The organism is Pseudomonas sp. Z2-11 (assembly GCF_054161305.1).
Genome location: NZ_CP096395.1, coordinates 1,725,037 through 1,748,871 on the forward strand (window position 1 = coordinate 1,725,037; position 23,835 = coordinate 1,748,871).

Genomic DNA, 23,835 nt, shown 5'->3' on the forward strand with positions numbered 1-23,835 from the left:
GAGATCAGCATGAACGAACCTGTCAGCCCCGGGCCACGCAATGGCATCCTGTCCCTGACCATCAAGGACAAGTCGGTGCTCTACGCCGCCTACATGCCCTTCATCAGGAATGGCGGCCTGTTTATCCCGACCAACAAGAATTATCGCCTGGGCGATGAGGTGTTCATGCTGTTGAGCCTGATGGACGAACCGGAGAAAATCCCGGTCGCCGGCAAGGTGATCTGGCTCACCCCCAAAGGCGCCCAGGGCAACCGGGCGGCCGGGGTTGGCGTGCAGTTCAACGAAGGCGACAACTCGGCTCGCAATCAGATCGAAACCCACCTGGCCGGAACCCTCAAGTCCGACCGTCCTACCCATACGATGTAGCCTGGCCCCATATGCTTGTAGATTCCCATTGTCACCTTGATCGCCTCGACCTTGCCGCCCATGGCGGTTCGCTGGACGCCGCGCTGGATGCAGCGCGCCAACGAGGTGTCGGGCATTTCCTGTGCATCGGTGTCAGCGCCGATAACGCCGCCGACGTCAAGGTCCTGGCCGACCGTTATGCGGATGTCGATTGTTCGGTGGGTATCCACCCGCTGGACGTACAGCCCGATGCCGCGCCGGCCCTGGACTGGCTGCTGCGCGAGCTCGACCATCCGCGGGTGGTGGCCATTGGCGAGACTGGCCTCGACTATCACTACGAGCCGGAGGCCGCCGAGGTGCAGCAGGCTTCGTTCCGCTTGCACCTGGAAGCGGCTCGTCAGACTGGCAAGCCGGTGATCATCCACACCCGCGGTGCCCGCGCCGACACCCTGGATCTGCTGCGCGACGCGGCGTTGCCCCAGGCGGGCGTGCTGCATTGCTTCACCGAGGACTGGGACATGGCCAAGGCTGCGCTGGACATGGGTTACTACATCTCCCTGTCCGGAATTGTCACGTTTCGCAATGCCGACGCCCTGCGCGACGTCGCCAGCAAAGTGCCGGCCGATCGATTGCTGGTGGAGACCGATTCGCCCTACCTGGCGCCAATACCCTATCGCGGCAAGCCGAACCTTCCTCAGTATGTGCGCGAGGTGGCCGAGTTCCTGGCCATGTTGCGCGGTGAATCCTATGAGCGGTTCGCGCAGCAGACCACGGAAAACTTCAAGCGCCTGTTCCCCCTGGCGCATGTCGGTTCGCCGAGGGCCTGAATCACGGACAAAAAAAACCCGGGTTCTGGGGGGTGAATCCGGGTTAAGACCATTAGGAGTAAACAAAGGCACTCGGTCCGTTGGTACCTTTATCGGCGCGTCACTTGGGGGAGATGTCGCGCCGACAGTTCAAGTATTGATCACTGTGGCGATGCGTCCAGTGTGGTTGCGGCGGTTTTTAAACAAATTTGGAATACGCTCGCTTCGGATAGGTTCTCACTGTCCTGTTAACCTGCCAGTACGGTAGGGTGCCAGGTAAACGGAGGAGTCGGGACTGCACGGTTTTCCGCAGAACACTGATCGAAAATGGATGATCCGTGCATTTTTGCGTAATTTAGGCATAATACCCGGCTTCGAATTTTGACCCTTCAGACCTTTTTCTTATGCACAAAGAACCCCGTAAGGTCCGTGAGTTTCGTCGCCGCGAGCAGGAAATTCTCGACACCGCGCTCAAGTTGTTCCTCGACCAGGGTGAAGACAGTGTCACCGTCGAGATGATTGCGGATGCCGTGGGTATCGGCAAAGGCACGATTTATAAACATTTCAAATCCAAGGCCGAGATCTACCTGCGGCTGATGCTCGATTACGAGCGCGATTTGAACGAGTTGTTGCATTCGGCCGATGTGGACAAGGACAAGGAAGCGCTATCCCGGGCCTATTTCGAGTTCCGCATGCGCGACCCGCAGCGTTACCGCTTGTTCGATCGCCTGGAAGAGAAGGTGGTCAAGGGCAACCAGGTGCCGGAAATGGTCGAGGAGCTGCACAAGATCCGCGCTTCCAACTTCGAACGCCTGACCCTGCTGATCAAGGGCCGGATCAGCGAAGGCAAGCTCGAAGATGTGCCGCCGTATTTCCATTACTGCGCAGCCTGGGCGCTGGTGCATGGCGCCGTGGCGCTGTATCACTCGCCGTTCTGGAGCAATGTGCTTGAAGACCAGGAAGGCTTCTTCCAGTTCCTGATGGACATTGGCGTGCGCATGGGCAACAAGCGCAAGCGCGACACCGACGTCCCGAGCAGTTGAGGCATTCAGCTGTCTGATTGCGCCATGTCTGCTTACATGGCGCATTGCCCGAGGAATATACTCAGGCTTGGGTCTTGCAGAAATCTGATTTTTAGGTCAGGTTTTGCGGGCCCGATTCTTCTTTCGCCGGAGTCATCATGATCGTTGACCGTCAAGGCAGGCGTTTTCGCAATTTGCGGATCAGCCTGACTTCAGCCTGCAACTATGCCTGTACCTACTGCGTGCCAGACGGCAAGCGGCTGGTGGCTGCGCAGGATGAACTGTCGGCCGAGGCCATGGCGCGGGGCGTGGCCTATCTGATCGAAGCCGCCGGCATCGAGCGGTTGCGCATCACCGGTGGAGAGCCACTGGTCAGCCCCAAGCTGGAAAGCTTCATGACGGCGGTGGGGCAGATGGGACTGCAGGACATCAGTCTGACCACCAATGGTCAGCTGCTGGCAAAGAAGCTGCCGCTGCTGGTCAATGCCGGTATCCGCCGTATCAACGTCTCCCTCGACACCCTGGATCCCGTGGCGTTTCGCAGCATCGCCCGTGGTGGCGACCTGGCGACCGTGCTGGACGGCATGGAGCAGGCCCGGGCGGCGGGAATGAAGATCAAGGTCAACATGGTGCCGTTGCGCGGGCAGAACCTGGACCAGGTGATGCCGTTGCTCCAGTACTGCCTGGAGCGTGGTTATGAGTTGCGTTTCATCGAGTTGATGCGCATGGGCCACCTGGCCAAGGACTCCAATGCGTTCCTTCAACAGTTCGTCAGCCTCCAGCAGCTGCTGGGCCTGATTGGCGACCGGTACGAATATCTGCAGGCCGATGCGCCGATCGATGCCACGGCCGTGCGTTACGAGGTTCCGGGGTTGGGGCACTTCGGTGTGATCGCCAACGAAAGCGTGCCGTTCTGCCGCACCTGTTCGCGGCTGCGGCTGTCTTCCACGGGCTGGTTGCATGGCTGCCTGTCGTCGAGTAACCGTCACTACGTTGGCGATCTGTTGGACAAACCGCGTCACCAGGCATTGCCGGCGCTCCAGCGGCTGTTGGTCAAGGCCTTGGGGGACAAGCAGGAAGTGGCGTTCTCCGGTGGTGCGACGATCATGAAGATCATCGGCGGCTGAACAGCGGCTTTTTTGTGGTGACGGAGCAAGCTTCCCCTACCACGGACATTCCAAACCGGATATTTGTCGAGCTGGCGCAAAAGCTGCATCCCATGGCCATTCGCCGGTTTTCCGTCACCGGTTTTTGGAGGGTAGGATGCGTAGCCTGTTTTTGCTGCTGGCCGTTTTGACGCTGGGTGGCTGCATGAATGTCAGCGACATGGGGGAGGGCGTTCGTTATCACATGAGCGACGCCGGCCTGCTGGACCATAGCGACAGCCGTCGGGTGAACAACCTGCGCATTCAGCCGGATTCCTTTATCTACATTGCCCAGGGTGCTTTTGCTCCGCCAGGCAGCGCTTATCCGCGGCCCAATGTCGTGGCTGAAGAAGCGTTCAACGGTTTCATCGAGTATTTCCCCATGGTTCGTCGCGCCCGGGTCCCGGAAGGCCTCGACCAGGCGATGGGCGAAGCGCGGGCCGCCGGTGCTCATTACTTGCTGTATACCCGGTTCGCCAAGGCGGACAACCGCATCGGCAACACCGACGAATGGCTGGACGAAGAAGCCGTGGATCGACTGGGTGTCGATACCGGTGTCATTCAGGTCATGTTGATCGAGACCAGCACCCAGTATTTGATTGATACTGCGCGTATCAAAAGTCGTGGCGGTTTACTGACGTTGCACGACAAACAGCCAGAAGACCTGATCGCCGCCCCACTGCGTGAATATGCCCGCACCTTGCTGGGGATAAGCGACCAGTAAAATTCAAGGAGTCACCATGAGCGGACCGCAAAAAGCCAATGACCTGCTGGGACAGATCCCGAAGACCAAAGGCCTGCCGCCGGTCCACTTGTGGAACCCCGACTTCTGCGGCGACATCGACATGCGCATCGCCCGTGATGGCACCTGGTATTACCTGGGCACGCCGATCGGGCGCAAGCCGATGGTCAAGCTGTTCTCCACCATCATTCGCCGCGACGGCGATGATTATTTCCTGATCACCCCTGTGGAAAAAGTCGGCATCAAAGTCGACGACGCCCCGTTCGTGGCCGTGACCCTTGAGGTCGAGGGGGAGGGGGAAGGGCAGTTGTTGCGCTTTACTACCAATGTCGAGGAAACCACCGAAGCCGGCCCTGATCATCCGATGCGGGTGGTCATCGACCCCCAGACCCAGGAGCCTGCGCCGTACGTGCATGTGCGCAGCAACCTCGAAGCGCTGATACATCGCAACGTGTTCTATCAATTGGTGGAGCTGGCGGTGAGTCGCGAGATCGATGGTCAGCGCTGGCTGGGCGTATGGAGCGGCGGCGTGTTTTTCCCCATCGGCCTTGAGCCCTGAATCCTGCGTGGGAGCGAGCCTGCTCGCGAAAGCGGTGTGTCAGCCAAGACGATGTTGGGCGGGAGCTTTCGCGAGCAGGCTCGCTCCCACAGTGATTCTGGTTGTCCAGGATGTGGGTTTCAACCCAACTCATGCGGGAGCGAGCCTGCTCGCGAAAGCGGCAGCATAGTCGACACCTTTTTTATGCAGACCCACCGCTTTCGCGAGCAAGCCCGCTCCCACAGTGGTTATGCAAAATTCAAATTGACACCCAATCATATGATGATTAGCGTGGGCGCCTGATAAGAAAAGCCCACGGGGTAGTCATGTCCAGCAGTTTTCACGCGTCGACCGTCGATTGGCTGGGTGGCTGGATTGCCGCCGGCCAGGTCAAGCCTGGGCAAACCATCAAGGTCGAGGCAGATCTGGGCGAGCAACTGGGCGTCAGCCGCACGGTGATCCGTGAGGCAATCAAGACGCTGGTGGCCAAAGGCATGTTGGAAGTCGGCCCGAAAGTCGGCACGCGAGTACTGCCGGTGCGCCGCTGGAACCTGTTCGACCCGCAGGTGGTTGGCTGGCTGTCACGCAGCGGCCTGCCGGAAAACTTCGTCGACGACCTGCTGGACCTGCGGCGCACCATCGAACCGATGGCGGTGCGCTGGGCCTGCGAACGGGCGACGGCTGATCAGGTGCAGGCGATCCGCCTGGCTTATCATGCGCTGGAGCGGGCGGTGGACAGCGGCGCCGATTACAATCTTGCCGACCAGTTTTTCCACGAATGCATTCTCGCCGCCAGCCACAATCAATTCATCGAGCAGATGGTCCCGGCCCTGGGCGCGTTGCTGGCGGTCTCGTTCGAGGTGTCGGCGGCCGATCCGGACGAATTGCGGCGCACCTTGCCGATCCACAAGGATATCGCCGAAGCCATCGCCGAGCGCGACGCGGCGCGCGGCGTCTGGGCCTGCATGACCCTGATCGACAACGCTGACCTGGCCATCAAGCGCTTTTACCCCGACGTCATGGCCGGTCGAACAGACAATACCGGGCGAGCCGGGAACGGGAGGTTGCAATGAACTGGACGGCTGTGACGGAACATCGGGCGAAACTGGGCGAGGGACCGTTCTGGGACGAACCGACCCAGGCGCTGTATTGGGTAGATATCGCCGGCAAGCAGGCGCTGCGGCTGATCGGCGCCAATGTACAGATCTGGCAGATGCCCGAACACGTTTCCGCCTTCATCCCGACCCAGAGCGGCGATGCGTTGGTGACATTGAGCAGTGGCGTCTATCGACTGGACCTGGATTCGCCTGGGCTGGAACCGCGCCTGAAGTTGCTGTGCATGGCCGATCCCCAGCCTGGCAATCGTGCTAATGAAGCGCGCTGTGATGCGCTGGGCCAGCTTTGGCTGGGCACCATGCAAAACAATATCGGAGAAGAGGGCGAGGACCTGCCCATCGAGCGACGTTCCGGCGGCCTGTTCCGTGTCGGCGGCGATGGCCGGGTGATGCCCCTGCTGCGCGGGCTGGGCATTCCAAACACGCTGCTATGGAGCCCCGATGGCACGACGGTGTATTTCGGTGAGAGCCTCGATGGCACGCTGTATCGGCACTTCATCTACCCCGACGGCAAACTCGCGCCCGCGGAGGTCTGGTTCGGCCCCCATTCCCGTGGCGGGCCGGACGGTTCGGCGATGGATGCGCAAGGTTACATCTGGAACGCTCGCTGGGATGGCAGTTGCCTGCTGCGGCTGCATCCGGACGGCCATGTCGATCGGGTGATCGAGTTACCGGTCAGCCGTCCCACCAGTTGTGTATTCGGTGGAGACGACCTGCGGACGCTGTACATCACCAGTGCGCAAAGTCCGCTTGGGCATCCGCTGGACGGTGCGGTGCTGTCGATGCGAGTGGACGTGCCGGGTGTGGCTTGTACGAGGTTTGCTGGCTAGATCCCAAAATATGGGATGTAAATATATATATTGAGATTATTTGGCGGTCGGGTTTATAGTCGGCTGCATCAGCAATACGCACTCACACTAAAAAAACAAAACTGGTGAAGCGATGCATCGAATTTCCCCCGAACGCCCCAGCGGCGTTCGCCAGCTACTGTCCGTTCTGCCGTTTCCTGACCGGTCCCCCGTGGGTGCCCGGTTTTTCTCGTGTCTTGCCGCGGGAGCCCAGGTTCATGGCTGAAGCGCTTTGCTTGCCACCGGTTCCGGAGCCGCCGCAGGGCGAACGGTTGAAAGGCAAGGTCGTGCTGCTGACGGGTGCTGCCCAGGGCATTGGCGAGGCAATCGTTGCTGCGTTTGCTTCCCAACAGGCGCGGCTGGTCATCAGCGACATCCAGGCTGAAAAAGTCGAGGCTGTCGCCGCCCATTGGCGTGGGCGCGGTGGGGATGTACAAGCACTCAAGGTCGATGTTTCAAGCCAGCAGGACCTGCACGCCATGGCCCGGCGAGCGGTTGAACTGCATGGTCGCATCGACGTATTGGTGAACTGCGCTGGCGTCAATGTGTTCCGCGATCCGCTGGAAATGACCGAGGAAGACTGGCGCCGTTGCTTCGCCATCGACCTGGACGGTGCCTGGTACGGCTGCAAGGCCGTATTGCCGCAGATGATCGAGCAGGGCGTGGGCAGCATCATCAATATCGCGTCGACCCATTCGTCCCACATCATTCCCGGCTGCTTCCCTTACCCGGTGGCCAAGCATGGCCTGCTCGGGCTGACCCGCGCCCTGGGCATCGAATACGCGCCCAAGGGAGTGCGCGTAAACGCCATTGCGCCCGGCTACATCGAGACGCAGCTGAATATCGACTACTGGAATGGCTTTGCCGATCCCCGGGCCGAACGCCAGCGTGCGCTGGATCTGCACCCGCCACGGCGTATCGGCCAGCCGATCGAAGTGGCAATGACGGCGGTGTTCCTGGCCAGTGACGAAGCACCTTTCATCAACGCTTCATGCATCACCATTGATGGTGGACGTTCGGTCATGTACCACGACTGAATATTTCTGGATTGCAGTGGGAAACTTCGCCTGTAATCCAATCATCATACGATATGACTATTTAGACCTATGCTGTGCAGTAACACGATTTGACCGGCCAGCCTGCGCATTTCCACCAACGTGGAGCAGATCCCTGGACGTTTGGCTTTCAATAAAAAAAACAAGGAGTCAGCTATGAAACATCGTCGTGGGATCCGTTCCCTGTGTCGCGCCGCCCTGGCGGTTACCGCGTTCAGTCTCAGCAGCCACCTGCTGGCGGCCGATGCGGTGAAAATCGGTTTCCTGGTCAAGCAGGCCGAGGAGCCCTGGTTCCAGACCGAATGGGCATTCGCCGAGAAGGCGGCCAAGGACAAAGGCTTCCAGTTGATCAAGATCGCCGTGCCTGACGGCGAGAAGACCCTCTCCGCCATCGACAGCCTGGCCGCCAACGGTGCCAAGGGCTTTGTGATCTGCCCGCCGGACGTGTCCCTGGGCCCGGCCATCATGGCCAAGGCCAAGCTCAACGACCTCAAGGTGATCGCCGTGGACGACCGTTTCGTCGACGCCAGCGGAAAATTCATGGAAGACGTGCCGTACCTGGGCATGGCCGCGTTCGAGGTTGGCCAGAAACAAGGCGCCGCGATGGCTGCCGAAGCGAAAAAACGCGACTGGGAGTGGAAAGACACCTACGCGGTGATCAACACCTTCAACGAGCTGGACACCGGTAAGAAACGCACCGACGGTTCGGTCGATGCCCTGAAGAAGGCCGGGATGCCGGAAGACCATATCCTGTTCACAGCGCTGAAGACCCTCGACGTGCCGGGCAGCATGGACTCCACCAACTCGGCGTTGGTCAAGCTGCCAAGCGCCGCGAAAAACCTGATCATCGGCGGCATGAATGACAACACCGTGCTGGGTGGCGTGCGCGCGACCGAAGCAGCCGGCTTCAAGGCGGCCAACGTGATCGGTATCGGTATCAACGGCACCGACGCCATCGGCGAGCTGAAGAAACCAAATAGTGGCTTCTTCGGTTCGATGCTGCCAAGCCCGCACATCGAAGGCTACAAGACCGCCGAAATGATGTACGAGTGGATCACCACCGGCAAGGAGCCGCCGAAGTACACCGCCATGGACGAGGTGACGCTGATCACCCGAGAGAACTTCAAGCAGGAACTGGAAAAGATCGGCCTGTGGAATTGACGGCTGGTTGATTCAAAAGCGGCCCTGGTCACAGGCGTGACCGGGCCGCTTGATCTCTGTGAGTTCGAGGTGGTTATGCAAGCGCAAACAGCGACACGGCAACACAACACTGGCGGCAGCTTGCGATTCAACGGGATCGGCAAGACCTTTCCCGGCGTGCAGGCCCTGGCCAATATCAGTTTCGTCGCCCATCCAGGACAGGTTCATGCCTTGATGGGTGAAAACGGCGCGGGCAAGTCCACGTTGCTCAAGATCCTTGGCGGCGCCTATATCCCGAGCAGCGGCGACTTGCAGATCGGTGAGCAGACGATGGCGTTCAAAGGCACCGCCGACAGTATCGCCAGCGGTGTGGCGGTGATTCACCAGGAGCTGCACCTGGTGCCGGAAATGACCGTCGCCGAAAACCTGTTCCTTGGCCATTTGCCGGCGCGTTTCGGCCTGGTCAATCGCAGCGTGCTGCGCCAGCAGGCGTTGGCGCTGCTCAAAGGTCTGGCGGACGAAATCGACCCGCAGGAAAAAGTCGGTCGCCTGTCCCTCGGCCAGCGCCAGTTGGTGGAAATCGCCAAGGCATTATCCCGTGGCGCCCACGTCATTGCTTTCGACGAACCGACCAGCAGCCTCTCGGCGCGGGAAATCGACCGTTTGATGGCGATCATCGCCCGCCTGCGGGACGAGGGCAAAGTGGTGTTGTACGTCAGCCACCGCATGGAAGAAGTCTTTCGAATCTGTAATGCGGTGACGGTGTTCAAGGACGGTCGTTATGTCCGGACCTTCGAAAACATGAGCGAGTTGACCCATGATCAACTCGTCACCTGCATGGTCGGTCGTGATATCCAGGACATCTATGACTACCGTCCGCGTGAGCGTGGCGATGTGGCGCTGCAGGTGAAGGGGCTGCTGGGGCCGGGCCTGCGCGAGCCGGTGAGTTTCGAGGTGCACAAGGGTGAAATTCTTGGCCTCTTCGGGCTGGTCGGCGCCGGTCGTACCGAGCTGTTTCGCTTGCTCAGTGGCCTGGAGCGCCAGAGCGAGGGCAGTCTTGTCCTGCACGGCAAGGAACTGAAGCTGCGTTCGCCACGGGATGCCATCGGCGCTGGCGTGCTGCTCTGCCCGGAGGACCGCAAGAAGGAAGGCATCATTCCGTTGGGCAGTGTCGGCGAGAACATCAACATCAGCGCGCGTCCGTCCCATTCGACCCTCGGCTGCCTGCTGCGCGGCGAATGGGAGCGGGGCAATGCCGACAAGCAGATCAAGTCGCTGAAAGTGAAGACCCCGGCGGCCAGCCAGAAAATCATGTACCTGTCCGGTGGCAACCAGCAGAAGGCGATCCTCGGGCGTTGGCTGTCGATGCCGATGAAGGTCCTGCTGCTGGACGAGCCGACGCGGGGCATCGACATCGGTGCCAAGGCCGAGATCTACCAGATTATCCACAACCTGGCGGCCGATGGCATCGCCGTGATCGTGGTGTCCAGCGACCTGATGGAAGTGATGGGTATTTCCGACCGGATCCTGGTGCTGTGCGAAGGGGCCATGCGCGGCGAGCTGCCGCGTGACCAGGCCAACGAATCCAACCTGCTGCAACTGGCGTTGCCGCGCCAACGCGTTGCCGACGCGGCGAACTGAGAGGTAATCATGACCATTCAAAACAATGCACTGCCAACGGCACGCAAGCCCCTCGACCTGCGCCGCTTCCTCGACGACTGGGTCATGCTGCTGGCGGCTATCGGCATTTTTGTGCTCTGCACCCTGATGATCGACAACTTCCTGTCGCCGCTGAACATGCGGGGCCTGGGCCTGGCGATTTCCACCACCGGCATTGCCGCCTGCACCATGCTTTATTGCCTGGCTTCCGGGCACTTCGACCTGTCGGTGGGCTCGGTGATTGCCTGTGCCGGCGTGGTCGCTGCCGTGGTAATGCGCGACACCAACAGCGTGTTCCTCGGTGTCAGTGCGGCGCTGGTGATGGGCCTGATCGTCGGTCTGATCAACGGCATCGTCATTGCAAAACTACGGGTCAACGCGTTGATCACGACGCTGGCGACGATGCAGATCGTTCGCGGCCTGGCGTATATCTTCGCCAACGGTAAAGCGGTCGGCGTGTCCCAGGAATCGTTCTTCGTGTTCGGCAACGGCCAGCTGTTTGGCGTGCCGGTGCCGATCCTGATCACGATTGTCTGCTTCCTGTTCTTCGGCTGGTTGCTGAACTACACCACCTACGGGCGTAATACCATGGCCATCGGCGGCAACCAGGAAGCGGCGTTGCTGGCGGGGGTGAACGTTGATCGCACCAAAATCATCATCTTCGCCGTGCATGGCGTGATTGGCGCGTTGGCGGGTGTGATCCTGGCGTCGCGCATGACCTCGGGCCAGCCGATGATCGGCCAGGGCTTCGAGCTGACGGTGATCTCGGCCTGTGTATTGGGCGGGGTTTCGCTGAGTGGCGGGATCGGCATGATTCGCCATGTCATTGCCGGTGTACTGATCCTCGCGATCATCGAGAACGCGATGAACCTGAAGAATATCGACACCTTCTACCAGTACGTCATCCGTGGTTCGATCCTGTTGCTGGCGGTGGTGATCGATCGGTTGAAGCAGCGCTGAGGTCAGTGGCGACTGATCTACCGCTATCGCGAGCAAGCTCGCTCCCACAGGGTTTGTGCCCGGCGCGGAAACAACAGCACGCCACAGATCCTATGTGGGAGCGAGCCTGCTCGCGAAGGCGTTCTTGGCTGACGCCAACAATTACCCAGCCTTGCGCAACGCCTCGACCAACTCCTGCTTGCGCATCTTCGAACGTCCGGGAATGTTTTTCGCCCGGGCTTCCTTCATCAGGCTGTCCACCGTCTGAGCCTCATGGGAGGCGTTGCTGGTGCGCGGATGGCCTTCACGCGACTTGACGGCGCGCCGGGCCGATTCCTTGCGGTCGGATTGCTTGGCCTCGGCGGGTTTTTTCTTGCCGGACCCACCGGAGCGTTCGCCACCCCCGGACTGCTTGTTGACCGTCGCCCAGGCCCGAGCTTCGGCCTTGCCCTCCGGCACGCCTTTTTGCTCATAACTCTCTTCGATGTGCTCGGCCTTGCGCTTTTGCTTGTCGGTATATTTGTCTTTGCTTCCACGAGGCATGAACTGTTCCTCCTCTGGCGTGTGAGCAGAGTCACCTGCGAGTCAGGCTATTGGTTGGCGCCACCTTCCGAACCGGAACCGCCGGTGGTGGTTTTCGAACCCACGCCGGTGTCGGCGTTATCCGGAGCGGTGGAGTCCGGGGTGTTCATGCCACCCTGGCGACCGGTGTCATTACCCTGGACCCGTGGATCGGTGCCCGTGGCGGGCGGCTGGCCATTGTTCAAGGTGCCGCCGGTGCCGTCGGTATTCAGCTTGGGCAAGCCTTGGGTGGCGGGCGAATTCGGTGCCTGTACCGGATCGGTCGGGCCGGTCCCTGAAGTCGTGGCCGCGAAAGCCGCCGAGGACAACAAAGCGGCAAATGTGAACGCAGTCAGCCTGGAACTGATCATGGTGTAGCCTCCATTTTAGGAATGCTTGCCTGATTTTTGGCCGCGCGGGAGCGGGGATGGTGCCTTGAGGGCGACGAACGGTACCGTGAAAGTTGTCTCCAGAAGATGTGACGAGCGCCGCGCAGCGGCTTAGTATGGTGCTTTCATTTGGCTACAAGGCCCGTTCATGTCGATCGAGATCCGTCCCGCGCAACCCAGCGATGCGCCGCAAATCCTTGCCTTCATCACTGAGCTTGCCGATTACGAAAAAGCCCGCCACGAAGTCATCGCCAGCGTTACCGATATCGAGCGCAGCCTGTTCAGCGAAGGCGCAACCGCCCATGGGTTGATGTGCCTGCGTGATGGCGTGCCGATCGGTTTCGCAGTGTTTTTCTTCAGTTACTCCACTTGGCTGGGCAGCAATTGCCTGTACCTCGAAGACCTCTATATCACTCCCGAACAACGCGGCGGCGGGGCGGGCAAGACGTTGTTGCGGCATCTGGCGAAGATCGCCTGCGACAACGATTGCGGTCGCTTCGAGTGGAGCGTCCTGGACTGGAACACCCCGGCCATCGAGTTCTACAAATCCCTCGGCGCGCAACCCCAGGAAGAATGGGTGCGCTACCGCATGGATGGCAAGGTGCTGCGGGATTTCGCCAACGGCAATTAAGGCTTACGAGTAGGCGCTGGACGCGTACTCGGCAAATCCGGGACGCTGTTCGAGCCGCTTGCAATAAGCGGCCACGGCTGGATAGTCCGGACGCTCCATGGGCGTCTGGCGCCAGCGGTGCGCGGACAGGCCGATAAGCACGTCCGCCAGGGAAAATTTCGCGCCGGCCACGTAGGCGCCGGTGTGATTCAACTGCTGCTCGAGCAACCCCATTTTCTCGTTCCAGCCTTTAACCCCGGCAGCGATGAGCTGCGGGTCCTGGAAATCCGGATGTTTGCGCACCAACCCATAAAATGCATCCCCCCACGACGGATTGAGCTCCGTGGCTTGCCAGTCCATCCACTGCTCGACGCGCGCGCGGGCGGCAGGTTCGATGGGCAACAGGTCGTCGCGCCCATGCTTGCCAACCAGGTAGCGGCAAATAGTGTTCGACTCCCAGAGCACGCCGTTCTCGTCAATGATCACCGGCACCTGGGCGTTGGGGTTGAGGGCCAGGAATGCCGGGTCATGGGTCGACGCAAAGCCGATGCCCCAATCTTCGCGTTCGTAAGGGATGTCCAGTTCCTGACAGGTCCAGAGTACCTTTCTGACGTTGATCGAAGAGGTGCGGCCGAGAATCTTCAGTGAGTTTTCCATTTTTTGTCCCTGATGTTTGGCGTCCGGTCAAAAAACGTAGCAGGGTCTCATGCAGATAGCGATGGTTTTGCGGGACGCTTTTATATCCCAATATATGGGAGTGATATTTATATATTGAGATTTTCCAGCGCCCGGGTTTATAGTCCGCTTCACTCACTGCCAATAAACAAAACAGGTGAAGCGGATGCAGGCGCAATTGATAGCGCTCGATTGGGGTACCACCTCATTACGAGCTTACAAACTTGCCGCTGGAGGCGAGGTGCTCGAACAGCGTTCGCTGTCGTCGGGGATCATGCAGTTGCCGTCCGGGCCGCGCACGGTCGCCGGCCAGGCGTGCAACAACGGTTTCGAACTGGCCTTCGATGAAGCCTGCGGCGACTGGCTCGATGCGCAGCCAGGTTTGCCCATCATCGCTTGTGGCATGGTCGGCAGCGCCCAGGGCTGGCGTGAAGCGCCTTACTGCGACACGCCGGCAAACGTCGCCAACCTCGGACATTCCCTACAGGTCATCTGCAGTCTTCGCGGAGTCGATGTGCACATTGTGCCGGGAGTGATCCAACGTTCCCGGCTGCCCAATGTCATGCGCGGCGAAGAAACCCAGGTGCTCGGTGCGTTGGCCAGCCTGCCGAACGAAGCGGTGCTGATCGGCCTGCCGGGCAGCCATTCGAAATGGGTGGAAGTGGCCGATGGCTGCATCGTGCATTTCGACACCTTCATGACCGGCGAGATCTTCGCCGTGCTCAGTGAGCACAGCATTCTCGGTCGCACCCAACAACGCGGTGCGGCGTTCGACGGCGCGGCGTTTGATCGTGGCGTGCAGGTAGCGCTGTCGGTAGACGGCCAGATCGGCCCGCTGTCCACGGTATTCAGCGCCCGCAGTCTGGGCTTGACCGGCGAACTCGGTGCCAGCGCCCAGGCCGATTATCTTTCCGGCCTGCTCATCGGCCATGAACTGACCGCCCTGGCCGCCGTGCAGCGGCAGCGACGCAACAGCGTGCATCTGCCAACGGTGGTGCTGATCGGCAACTCTCAACTATGTGCCCGCTATCAACGGGCTCTCGACGCCTGCGGGTTCGCCCGCGTGACCGTGGCCGAACAGGCCACCGAACGCGGGCTGTGGCAACTGGCCGTGGCGGCCGGGCTGCTCGATTCCACCGCATCGCGCTAAACCTCACTGGAGACCTGAAATGCTCACCCAAGCACTGGCGCAAAACGGGCTGATCGCGATCTTGCGCGGCCTACGTCCCGAGGAGGCGGCCGCTATCGGCGAAGTCCTTTATGACGCCGGATTTCGCGTCATCGAAGTACCGCTCAATTCTCCTGAGCCGTACGAAAGTATCCGCATCCTGCGCAGCACGTTGCCCGCCGATTGCCTGATCGGTGCCGGCACCGTGCTCACACCGGAGCAGGTCGAGCAGGTGAAAGCGGCTGGCGGCCAGGTGATCGTCATGCCCCACAGCGATCCAAAGGTGCTGCGCGCGGCGAAAGCGGCGGGCCTGTACCTGTCGCCCGGCGTCGCCACGCCCACCGAAGCCTTCGCTGCGCTGGCCGAGGGTGCTCATGTGTTGAAGATGTTTCCGGCCGAGCAGATGGGCCCGGCAGTGGTGAAGGCCTGGCTTGCGGTGTTGCCGGCCGGGACCGTGCTGGTGCCGGTGGGCGGGATCACGCCGGACAACATGGCGGTGTTCATCGAGGCTGGCGTCAAGGGTTTCGGCCTCGGTTCCGGGCTGTTCAAGCCGGGCCTGACAGTGGACGAAGTGGCGGTGCGCGCCAAGGCCTACGTGGCCGCATGGAACGCTTTGAGCTGAAGACTTTCCCAGCGCCCCGCGCGCTGCATCCGACAAGAGAGACAAGAAGATGAAAATCACCAAGTTGACCACCTTTATCGTTCCGCCGCGCTGGTGCTTCCTCAAGGTCGAGACCGACGAGGGCGTGACGGGTTGGGGCGAGCCGGTGGTCGAAGGCCGTGCCCACACGGTGGCGGCCGCCGTCGAGGAATTGTCCGACTACCTGATCGGCAAAGACCCGCGCAACATCGAGGACATCTGGACCGTTCTCTATCGCGGCGGTTTCTACCGCGGTGGTGCCATTCACATGAGCGCGCTGGCCGGTATCGATCAGGCGTTATGGGACATCAAGGGCAAGGCCTTGGGCGTGTCGGTCAGCGATCTGCTGGGCGGCCAGGTGCGCGACAAGATCCGTGTGTATTCGTGGATCGGCGGCGACCGCCCGGCGGACACCGCCCGAGCGGCGAAAGAAGCCGTTGCACGGGGCTTCACTGCGGTGAAGATGAACGGCACCGAGGAGCTGCAATTTCTCGACACGTTTGAAAAAGTCGACCTGGCCCTGGCCAACGTGGCGGCGGTGCGCGATGCGGTCGGGCCGAACGTCGGCATTGGCGTGGACTTCCATGGCCGCGTGCACAAGCCGATGGCCAAGGTGCTGATGAAGGAACTCGACCCTTACAAGTTGATGTTCATCGAGGAGCCGGTGCTCAGCGAAAACTACGAAGCGCTCAAGGAACTGGCACCCCTGACCAGCACGCCGATCGCCTTGGGCGAACGGTTGTTCTCGCGCTGGGACTTCAAGCGGGTGCTCAGCGAAGGCTACGTGGACATCATCCAGCCGGATGCCTCCCACGCCGGCGGCATCACCGAAACCCGCAAGATCGCCAACATGGCCGAGGCCTATGACGTGGCGCTGGCGTTGCACTGCCCGCTGGGCCCGATCGCGCTGGCAGCGTGCCTGCAGCTGGACGCGGTTTGCTACAACGCGTTCATCCAGGAGCAGAGCCTGGGTATCCATTACAACGAGAGCAACGACTTGTTGGATTACATCAAGGATCCGCAGGTGTTCGACTATGACAAAGGCTTCGTGAAGATCCCCAACGGCCCGGGCCTGGGCATCGAGATCAACGAGGAATACGTCATCGAACGCGCGGCCATCGGCCACCGCTGGCGCAACCCGATCTGGCGCCATGCCGATGGCAGTTTTGCCGAGTGGTGAATGCCTGGCCGCCCACTTTCCCCCGTGGCGAGGGAGCTTGCTCCCGCTCGGCTGCGCAGCAGTCGCACAAGCATCAACTCATAAACCCAGGGGCTGCTACGCAGCCCAGCGGGAGCAAGCTCCCTCGCCACGGTAGTGACGTGACCGCTCAAGAGTTTCACCCTCAATAAACATAAAAAGAGGCACCTCACATGCAAGCGCACACCCTAAGCGCGCAGGCGTCGTTGGTGACGCCCAGCCGCAAACGTTTTTTCATCATGGTCCTGCTGTTCATCACCGTGGTGATCAATTACCTGGACCGCAGCAACCTCTCGATTGCCGCCCCCGCACTGACCAGCGAACTGGGGATCGATCCGATCCATGTCGGGCTGATTTTCTCGGCGTTCGGCTGGACCTACGCCGCCATGCAGATTCCCGGTGGCTGGCTGGTGGACCGCGTGCCGCCCCGCATTCTCTATAGCGTGGCGCTGTTGTTGTGGTCGGTGGCCACGGTGATGCTCGGTTTCGCTGCCAGCTTCATCGCGCTGTTTGTCCTGCGCATGGCCGTCGGCGCCCTGGAAGCGCCGGCTTATCCGATCAATAGCCGCGTGGTCACCACTTGGTTTCCCGAGCGTGAACGGGCCACGGCAATCGGTTTTTATACGTCCGGGCAATTTGTCGGCCTGGCATTCCTGACGCCGGTCCTGGCCTGGCTGCAGCATGCCTTCGGCTGGCACATGGTGTTCGTGGTGACCGGTGCCGTCGGCATTCTCTGGGCGGTGATCTGGTACGCGGTGTATCGCGAGCCGCGGGATTTCAAAGGCGCCAACGCCGCTGAAATCGAACTGATCCGCGAAGGGGGCGGGCTGGTGGATATCCAGGCCGAGACGGCCAAGGCCAAGGCGAAATTCAGCTGGACCGACCTTGGGATAGTCCTGACCCAGCGCAAGCTCTGGGGGATTTACCTGGGCCAGTTCTGCCTCAACTCCACGCTGTGGTTCTTCCTGACGTGGTTTCCGACCTACCTGGTGAAATATCGCGGCATGGACTTCATCAAGTCCGGCTTGCTGGCGTCGCTGCCGTTTCTCGCGGCGTTTGTCGGCGTGTTGTGTTCCGGGTTTTTCTCCGACTGGCTGATCCGTCGCGGCGCCACAGTGGGGTTCGCGCGCAAGCTGCCGATTATCGGTGGTCTGCTGATTTCCACGGCCATCATCGGCGCCAATTTCGTCGAGTCGACGCCGCTGGTGATTGCATTCCTGGCCCTGGCCTTTTTCGGCAACGGCCTGGCGTCGATCACCTGGTCGCTGGTATCGACTCTGGCGCCGGCACGGCTGTTGGGATTGACCGGTGGGGTGTTCAATTTCATCGGCAACCTGGCGGCCATCGCCACGCCGATCGTCATTGGTTTTCTCGCCAGCGGCGATTCGTTTGCCCCGGCCATCACCTACATCGCCGTTCTGGCGTTGATTGGCGCGCTGTCCTACATCCTGCTGGTCGGGAAAGTGGAGCGCATCGAGTTGTAGTCCCGAGGGGCGGGCGACCATAATGCCGCCCGTTCCCCCGTTCCCCCGCTCATTGTGAAAGGCCGGATATGCAGCAAGACGATCCAAAAATCACCAAGGACGCCGCGCCTACAGGCACCCAGACATTGCTGCGTGGCCTGGGCGTGGTCCAGGCGGTCGCCAGCGGCGCCCGTGACTTGAAGGAAATCGCCCGGCTGATCGGCACCACCCGCAGCACCACCCATCGCCTCGCTAGTTGCCTGGTGGACGAGCGTTATCTGCGCGTGGTGCCGCAAGTGGGCTATCTGCTGGGGCCGAAGCTGATCGAGCTGGGTTTCCAGGCGCGGGAAGAACTGCCGTTGGTGAGTCTGGCGGGGCCGTACCTGGACGAGCTGTCGGCGCTCACCGGAGACACCGTCCACCTGGCGATTCGCGAGGGCGACGAGGTCCTGTACCTGTTGAAGAATCCGGGCCGCAACGGACCGGAAATGCGCTCCCGGGTGGGCCACCGCATGCCACTCGCGCGCACCGGGATCGGCAAGGCGCTGATGCTCGATGATTCCCAGGAACAATGGAAAAGGCTATACGAGATCAGCCTTCCGGCGGGTGGGAAGAATCAGTTCTGGCCCCAGCATCAGGAACAGTCCTGGGAGCAGTTCCAGCAACGAATGGTGGAATACGTAGCAGGCGGCTATGCCTTTGACCTCGAAGACAACGAACCGTCGATTCGTTGCGTGGCGGCACCGATCCGCGACGCCGGCAAGCGCATCGTCGCCGGAATCAGCATCGCCAGCACCGTGCCGTACATGCCGCTGGAAAAGATGGCCGAGCTGATTCCCCTGGTCAAAGGCGTCACCGCGCGGCTGTCGGCGGAGCTGGGCGCCAAGGTCTGACGTCCGTCATTCATGGTGTTGGGGTTTTTTTGATGGCAGGCAACAAAAAGGCCCCCATTCGGGAGCCTTGATGTTCAGCGGATCGGCTTACATGTTCGGGTAGGTCGGTCCGCCGGCGCCTTCCGGCGTGACCCAGGTGATGTTCTGTGCAGGGTCCTTGATGTCGCAGGTCTTGCAGTGAACGCAGTTCTGGGCGTTGATCTGGAAGCGCTTCTCACCGTCTTCCTTGGTGATCACTTCGTATACGCCGGCCGGGCAGTAACGTTGGGCCGGTTCGTCATACAGTGGCAGGTTCTTGCCGATCGGGATGCTCGGGTCGGTCAGCTTCAGGTGGCAAGGCTGTTCTTCTTCATGGTTGGTACCGGAGATGAACACCGAACTGAGCTTGTCGAAGCTGATCTTGCCGTCCGGTTTCGGGTAGTCGATCTTCTTGCAATCGGCCGCCAGTTTCAGGCACGCATAGTCCGGCTTGGTATCGCGCAGGGTAAACGGAATCTTGCCGCCAAAGATGTTCTGGTCGAGCCAGTTGAAGCCGCCGCCGACGATCGCGCCGTATTTGTGGATCGCTGCGCCGAAGTTGCGACTGGCGAACAGTTCTTCGTACAGCCAGCTGCTCTTGAAGCCATCGACATAGGCGGTCAGTTCGTCACCGCCTTCGGACTCGGCGAACAGGCGATCGGCCACTGCTTCGGCAGCGAGCATGCCGGACTTCATCGCGGTGTGGCTGCCCTTGATCTTGGCGAAGTTCAACGTACCGAGGTCGCAACCGATCAGCGCGCCGCCCTTGAAGATCATTTTCGGCAACGAATTCAGGCCGCCCTTGGCGATGGCGCGAGCACCGTAACTGACGCGCTTGCCACCTTCCAGATACTGCTTGAGCACCGGGTGATGCTTGAGGCGCTGGAACTCGTCGAACGGCGACAGAAAGGTGTTGCTGTAGGAAAGATCGACGATCAGACCAACCACCACCTGATTGTTTTCCAGGTGATAAAGGAACGAGCCGCCGGTGTTTTCGGTGCCCATGATGTCCAGCGGCCAACCGGCGGTGTGCACCACCAGGCCAGGCTGATGCTTGGCCGGGTCGATTTCCCAGATCTCTTTCAGACCGATGCCGTAGTGCTGGGTGTCGGCCTCGCTGTCCAGGTTGAAGCGCTTGATCAGTTGCTTGCCGATGTGACCACGGCAGCCTTCGGCGAACAGCGTGTACTTGCCACGCAGTTCCATGCCTGGGGTATAGAGGCCTTCCTTCGGGTTGCCTTCACGGTCGACACCCAGGTCGCCGGTGATGATGCCGCGAACCACGCCGTTTTCATCGAACAGTGCTTCCTGGGCGGCGAAGCCAGGGTAGATTTCCACGCCCAGGTTCTCGGCCTGCTGGGCCAGCCAGCGGCACAGGTTGCCCAGGGAAATAATATAGTTGCCTTCGTTGTGCATGGTCTTGGGCACAAAGAAGTCGGGGATTTTGCTCGCCGCCTCGGCGTTTCGCAGGACATAAATGTCATCGCGCACCACCGGCGTGTTCAACGGCGCGCCGAGTTCTTTCCAGTCCGGGAACAGTTCGTTCAGGGCACGCGGTTCGAACACCGCGCCGGAGAGAATGTGCGCACCGACCTCGGAGCCTTTTTCGACCACGCAGACGCTGATTTCCTTACCGGCTTCGGCGGCCTTCTGTTTCAGTCGGCAAGCGGCAGACAGGCCAGCGGGGCCGGCACCGACGATGACCACGTCGAATTCCATGTATTCGCGTTCCACAGGCTATCTCCTACTCAAGGCTCTACAGTTTTTTCTAATTGGAGGTTTGGCGTTGCATCCGTTATTTCCTTCGCCGAGCGACGAAAGCGACAATGGATGACCCGCGCTTCTCTCTCTGAGCGGCGCATTATATCTACACCACTCTTGGGGTCCAATACAAACGTTCGTTTGAAATTGCCGCAGCCCAGATAAATCACTGACGTACGGCTTATGACCGACCATTTTGCCGTATTGACCGGAATAGGCGTTCCGGTCAAGATACGGGCGGTTTTGCGCTCGCCGTAGGCTGACTGTTGGTTTCAAGAGCACCTCTAAAGACAGGGCGAAGGCAGCACAAAGTGACGAGGTGCGCGGTTCGGACGCGCAGTTTACACGCCGCGATAATGAATGACTCATCGGTCATCACTGACGAATGGTCTTCACTCCCGTGAGCAAGGTCATGTGTGGTTCATGCCGGCGTTTTTAGAGGTGCCCTTGCGCCCATGATCATCAACCGCCAGGTTCGCCCAGGCGACTTTCTTTTCACCGGAGAGTAACGAGGAATCCATGAAGGTTCTTGTAGCTGTCAAACGAGTGGTCGACTATAACGTCAAGGTTCGCGTCAAGGCGGACAACTCCGGCGTCGACCTCGCCAACGTCAAGATGTCGATGAACCCCTTCTGCGAAATCGCCGTGGAAGAAGCCGTACGCCTGAAAGAGAAAGGCGTGGCAACCGAGATCGTTGTCGTCTCCATCGGCCCGACCACCGCTCAGGAGCAACTGCGTACTGCGCTGGCGCTGGGTGCCGATCGCGCCATCCTCGTCGAATCCGCCGAAGAGCTGACTTCCCTGGCCGTTGCCAAACTGTTGAAAGCCGTTGTCGACAAGGAACAGCCACAGCTGGTGATCCTCGGCAAACAGGCCATCGACAGCGACAACAACCAGACTGGCCAGATGCTTGCTGCGTTGAGCGGCTACGGCCAGGGCACCTTCGCCTCGAAAGTCGAAGTGTCCGGCGACAGCGTTGCCGTGACCCGCGAGATCGACGGCGGCGCGCAGACGGTTTCCCTGAAACTGCCGGCCATTGTCACCACCGACCTGCGTTTGAACGAGCCGCGTTATGCGTCCCTGCCAAACATCATGAAAGCCAAGAAGAAGCCGCTTGAAGTGCTGACTCCGGATGCTTTGGGCGTTTCCACCGCCTCCACCAACAAGACCCTGAAGGTCGAAGCGCCGGCTGCACGCAGCGCGGGCATCAAGGTCAAGTCGGTGGCTGAACTGGTCGAGAAACTGAAAAACGAAGCGAAGGTAATCTGACTATGACTATCTTGGTAATCGCCGAACACGATAACAAGGCGCTGGCTCCGGCCACGCTGAACACCGTTGCTGCCGCGGCCAAAATCGGTGGCGATGTGCACGTGCTGGTGGCCGGGCAGGGCGCAAGTGCCGTTGCCGAAGCTGCTGCTAAAATTGCCGGCGTGGCAAAAGTACTGTCGGCTGACAACGCCGCCTACGCACATCAGCTGCCGGAAAACGTTGCTCCGCTGGTGGCCGAGCTGGGCAAGGGCTACAGCCACATCCTGGCTGCTGCTACCTCCAACGGCAAGAACATCCTGCCGCGCGTGGCTGCCGCACTGGACGTCGACCAGATCTCTGAAATCATCTCGGTGGAAAGCGCCGATACTTTCAAGCGCCCGATCTACGCTGGCAACGCCATCGCCACCGTACAATCGACCGCTGCGATCAAGGTCATCACCGTGCGCGCCACCGGTTTCGACCCGGTTGCCGCCGAAGGTAGCTCGGCTGCCGTTGAAGCGGTAGGCGCTGCTCACGACGCCGGCATCTCCAGCTTCGTCAACGAAGAACTGGCCAAGTCCGACCGTCCTGAACTGACCGCTGCCAAGATCGTCGTTTCCGGCGGTCGCGGCATGCAGAACGGTGACAATTTCAAGCACCTGTACGCCCTGGCCGACAAGCTGGGCGCTGCCGTCGGCGCTTCCCGCGCCGCGGTCGACGCAGGGTTTGTGCCCAACGACATGCAGGTCGGCCAGACCGGCAAGATCGTTGCGCCACAGCTGTACATCGCCGTCGGTATCTCCGGCGCGATCCAGCACCTGGCCGGCATGAAAGACTCCAAGGTGATCGTTGCGATCAACAAGGACGAAGAAGCGCCGATCTTCCAGGTGGCCGATTATGGCCTGGTGGCTGACCTGTTCGAAGCCATCCCCGAGCTGGAGAAGCTGGTCTAATCCGGCGTCTTCACTTATAAAGAGCCCGGCCTTTGGCCGGGTTTTTTTATTTCTGCTTTCGGGGAGCGTAGCGCCATGGATCTTCGCCATTTGGCCGGTTGGTCGTTGTTGTGGGCATTGGCTTGCATGCCGGGCCTGTCTGTCGCCGCTGGCAAATGTGAGCGTCTCGTCGCCACTGGCAGCCCCGATGCGCCGCCTTATCTTTGGCAAGACCCCCAGGACCCCAAGCACCTGATCGGCGCTGGCGCCGAACTGCTGGAGCAGGTGGCGCAGGCGCTGGGGATCAAGATCGAGCTGCTCTACGCCGGCAAGCGTGCCCAGGCAATGGACGAGGTGCGCAGCGGGCGCATGGACCTGCTCACCGATGCTCCGCTGACCACGAACGGGCTGGAAAGCCTCGATTACGTGCATCCGGCATTGCTGGAAAATGATTACCTGGTCTGGACCCGCAAGGATTCGACGTTGCTCATCACCCGGCCCGAGGATCTTCACGGACATCCCGGTGCCTTGTCGGAGAAGGCCCGAATGACCCAGGGATTCAGTGTCTTTGCCGAGCAGAATCTAACCCTGACCCGGACACCCAACCTGACCCAGGCCTTTCAGAAATTGCTGCTGGGTGAAGTGGAATATGTCTTGGCAGGACGCTACTCGGGCATGGCGATGGCGCAGACATTGGGGATGGCCAACGATCTGCAGGCGGCACCGCAACCGGTGGATAAACCGGGATTGTTCCTCGCGGTTTCCCATAACTCCGCCTGCAACGACCCATGGTTGCGCGGACAGCTGGCGCAAAAGATGACAGAATTGGCCGCGTCCGGCCTGACGGAGGCTGTGTTGCAGCGCAATCTGGAGCGTTGGAGAACACAGTTGCAGCCACCTGTCAGTGCCCCAAAACAGTAGGGAA

25 protein-coding genes are annotated in these 23,835 nt (G+C 60.6%); 21 read left to right on the forward strand and 4 right to left on the reverse strand.

The features are described from left to right. The first annotated feature begins 9 nt into the window (after nt 1-9). From M1E16_RS07780 to araH, 12 genes are all read left to right on the forward strand, one after another. Entirely contained in the window at nt 10-366 is a 357-nt protein-coding gene (locus M1E16_RS07780) for a PilZ domain-containing protein (RefSeq protein WP_305496049.1), read from the forward strand. Nucleotides 367-377: 11 nt separating this feature from the next. Next, nucleotides 378-1,172 carry a TatD family hydrolase gene (locus M1E16_RS07785; protein ID WP_434699875.1) on the forward strand — a complete coding sequence of 265 codons (795 nt, stop codon included), beginning with the start codon at nt 378-380 and terminating at the stop codon, nt 1,170-1,172. Nucleotides 1,173-1,555: 383 nt separating this feature from the next. Next, nucleotides 1,556-2,194: a TetR/AcrR family transcriptional regulator gene (locus M1E16_RS07790; RefSeq protein WP_003204240.1), complete on the forward strand. Its 639-nt coding sequence runs from the start codon at nt 1,556-1,558 to the stop codon at nt 2,192-2,194. 137 nt (nt 2,195-2,331) lie between these two features. Next, nucleotides 2,332-3,300, forward strand: a complete 969-nt coding sequence (locus M1E16_RS07795) for a GTP 3',8-cyclase MoaA (RefSeq protein WP_434695495.1) — start codon at nt 2,332-2,334, stop codon at nt 3,298-3,300. Nucleotides 3,301-3,436: 136 nt separating this feature from the next. Then, nucleotides 3,437-4,042 (forward strand): DUF4823 domain-containing protein, encoded by a 606-nt coding sequence (locus M1E16_RS07800; RefSeq protein ID WP_458129577.1) that lies wholly within the window; start codon nt 3,437-3,439, stop codon nt 4,040-4,042. A gap of 16 nt (nt 4,043-4,058) precedes the next feature. Then, entirely contained in the window at nt 4,059-4,619 is a 561-nt protein-coding gene (locus tag M1E16_RS07805) for a DUF1285 domain-containing protein (protein ID WP_305496045.1), read from the forward strand. A 305-nt stretch (nt 4,620-4,924) separates the two neighbouring features. Next, nucleotides 4,925-5,671 carry a FadR/GntR family transcriptional regulator gene (locus tag M1E16_RS07810; RefSeq protein WP_305496044.1) on the forward strand — a complete coding sequence of 249 codons (747 nt, stop codon included), beginning with the start codon at nt 4,925-4,927 and terminating at the stop codon, nt 5,669-5,671. Then, complete coding sequence (locus M1E16_RS07815) at nt 5,668-6,543, forward strand: SMP-30/gluconolactonase/LRE family protein (RefSeq protein WP_434569345.1); 876 nt, start codon at nt 5,668-5,670, stop codon at nt 6,541-6,543. Before M1E16_RS07810 ends, M1E16_RS07815 begins: the two co-directional genes overlap by 4 nt. Nucleotides 6,544-6,779: 236 nt before the next feature. Then, on the forward strand, nt 6,780-7,598 hold the full coding sequence (locus tag M1E16_RS07820; RefSeq protein ID WP_458129578.1) for an SDR family oxidoreductase: 819 nt from the start codon (nt 6,780-6,782) through the stop codon (nt 7,596-7,598). A gap of 174 nt (nt 7,599-7,772) precedes the next feature. Beyond that, nucleotides 7,773-8,777 carry a substrate-binding domain-containing protein gene (locus tag M1E16_RS07825; protein WP_458129579.1) on the forward strand — a complete coding sequence of 335 codons (1,005 nt, stop codon included), beginning with the start codon at nt 7,773-7,775 and terminating at the stop codon, nt 8,775-8,777. A gap of 75 nt (nt 8,778-8,852) precedes the next feature. Continuing rightward, nucleotides 8,853-10,397 (forward strand): L-arabinose ABC transporter ATP-binding protein AraG, encoded by a 1,545-nt coding sequence (gene araG, locus M1E16_RS07830; RefSeq protein ID WP_458129580.1) that lies wholly within the window; start codon nt 8,853-8,855, stop codon nt 10,395-10,397. Between the two features lie 9 nt (nt 10,398-10,406). Continuing rightward, the gene (gene araH / locus M1E16_RS07835) at nt 10,407-11,375 is read left to right on the forward strand and encodes an L-arabinose ABC transporter permease AraH (protein ID WP_305496039.1); all 969 of its coding nucleotides are present in this window, start codon (nt 10,407-10,409) and stop codon (nt 11,373-11,375) included. Between the two features lie 141 nt (nt 11,376-11,516). Here araH and M1E16_RS07840 read toward each other — a convergent pair whose 3' ends face one another. Both M1E16_RS07840 and M1E16_RS07845 read right to left on the reverse strand, forming a co-directional pair. Next, on the reverse strand, nt 11,517-11,897 hold the full coding sequence (locus M1E16_RS07840) for a Rho termination factor N-terminal domain-containing protein (protein ID WP_434625143.1): 381 nt from the start codon (nt 11,895-11,897) through the stop codon (nt 11,517-11,519). A 47-nt stretch (nt 11,898-11,944) separates the two neighbouring features. Further along, entirely contained in the window at nt 11,945-12,286 is a 342-nt protein-coding gene (locus M1E16_RS07845; RefSeq protein ID WP_305496037.1) for a hypothetical protein, read from the reverse strand. Between the two features lie 166 nt (nt 12,287-12,452). Here M1E16_RS07845 and M1E16_RS07850 point away from each other — a divergent pair, with 166 nt between their 5' ends. Then, nucleotides 12,453-12,935 (forward strand): GNAT family N-acetyltransferase, encoded by a 483-nt coding sequence (locus M1E16_RS07850; RefSeq protein ID WP_434569340.1) that lies wholly within the window; start codon nt 12,453-12,455, stop codon nt 12,933-12,935. A 3-nt stretch (nt 12,936-12,938) separates the two neighbouring features. On the opposite strand, the gene M1E16_RS07855 is transcribed toward M1E16_RS07850, so the two are convergent. Beyond that, complete coding sequence (locus tag M1E16_RS07855; protein WP_458129581.1) at nt 12,939-13,571, reverse strand: glutathione S-transferase family protein; 633 nt, start codon at nt 13,569-13,571, stop codon at nt 12,939-12,941. A gap of 184 nt (nt 13,572-13,755) precedes the next feature. Here M1E16_RS07855 and M1E16_RS07860 point away from each other — a divergent pair, with 184 nt between their 5' ends. The 5 genes from M1E16_RS07860 to M1E16_RS07880 all read left to right on the forward strand — a co-directional run bounded on the left by M1E16_RS07860 (nt 13,756) and on the right by M1E16_RS07880 (nt 18,951). Then, entirely contained in the window at nt 13,756-14,739 is a 984-nt protein-coding gene (locus M1E16_RS07860) for a 2-dehydro-3-deoxygalactonokinase (protein ID WP_458129582.1), read from the forward strand. Nucleotides 14,740-14,758: 19 nt separating this feature from the next. Then, nucleotides 14,759-15,379 (forward strand): 2-dehydro-3-deoxy-6-phosphogalactonate aldolase, encoded by a 621-nt coding sequence (locus M1E16_RS07865; protein WP_434653189.1) that lies wholly within the window; start codon nt 14,759-14,761, stop codon nt 15,377-15,379. Nucleotides 15,380-15,428: 49 nt separating this feature from the next. Next, entirely contained in the window at nt 15,429-16,577 is a 1,149-nt protein-coding gene (gene dgoD, locus M1E16_RS07870; RefSeq protein WP_003179439.1) for a galactonate dehydratase, read from the forward strand. Between the two features lie 191 nt (nt 16,578-16,768). Next, nucleotides 16,769-18,079 (forward strand): MFS transporter, encoded by a 1,311-nt coding sequence (locus M1E16_RS07875; RefSeq protein ID WP_305496032.1) that lies wholly within the window; start codon nt 16,769-16,771, stop codon nt 18,077-18,079. 68 nt (nt 18,080-18,147) lie between these two features. Further along, nucleotides 18,148-18,951: an IclR family transcriptional regulator gene (locus M1E16_RS07880; RefSeq protein ID WP_013693986.1), complete on the forward strand. Its 804-nt coding sequence runs from the start codon at nt 18,148-18,150 to the stop codon at nt 18,949-18,951. A gap of 87 nt (nt 18,952-19,038) precedes the next feature. On the opposite strand, the gene M1E16_RS07885 is transcribed toward M1E16_RS07880, so the two are convergent. Beyond that, nucleotides 19,039-20,703: an electron transfer flavoprotein-ubiquinone oxidoreductase gene (locus M1E16_RS07885; protein WP_434569336.1), complete on the reverse strand. Its 1,665-nt coding sequence runs from the start codon at nt 20,701-20,703 to the stop codon at nt 19,039-19,041. Between the two features lie 546 nt (nt 20,704-21,249). On the opposite strand from M1E16_RS07885, the gene M1E16_RS07890 reads away from it, so the two are divergent. The 3 genes from M1E16_RS07890 (at nt 21,250) to M1E16_RS07900 (ending at nt 23,831) form a co-directional block, all read left to right on the forward strand. Continuing rightward, a complete protein-coding gene (locus tag M1E16_RS07890; protein WP_024776877.1) occupies nt 21,250-21,999 on the forward strand; it encodes an electron transfer flavoprotein subunit beta/FixA family protein in 750 nt (249 codons plus the stop codon). 2 nt (nt 22,000-22,001) lie between these two features. Beyond that, nucleotides 22,002-22,931 (forward strand): electron transfer flavoprotein subunit alpha/FixB family protein, encoded by a 930-nt coding sequence (locus tag M1E16_RS07895; RefSeq protein ID WP_458129583.1) that lies wholly within the window; start codon nt 22,002-22,004, stop codon nt 22,929-22,931. A gap of 75 nt (nt 22,932-23,006) precedes the next feature. Then, nucleotides 23,007-23,831, forward strand: a complete 825-nt coding sequence (locus M1E16_RS07900) for a substrate-binding periplasmic protein (protein WP_458129584.1) — start codon at nt 23,007-23,009, stop codon at nt 23,829-23,831. The last annotated feature ends 4 nt before the right edge of the window (nt 23,832-23,835 follow it).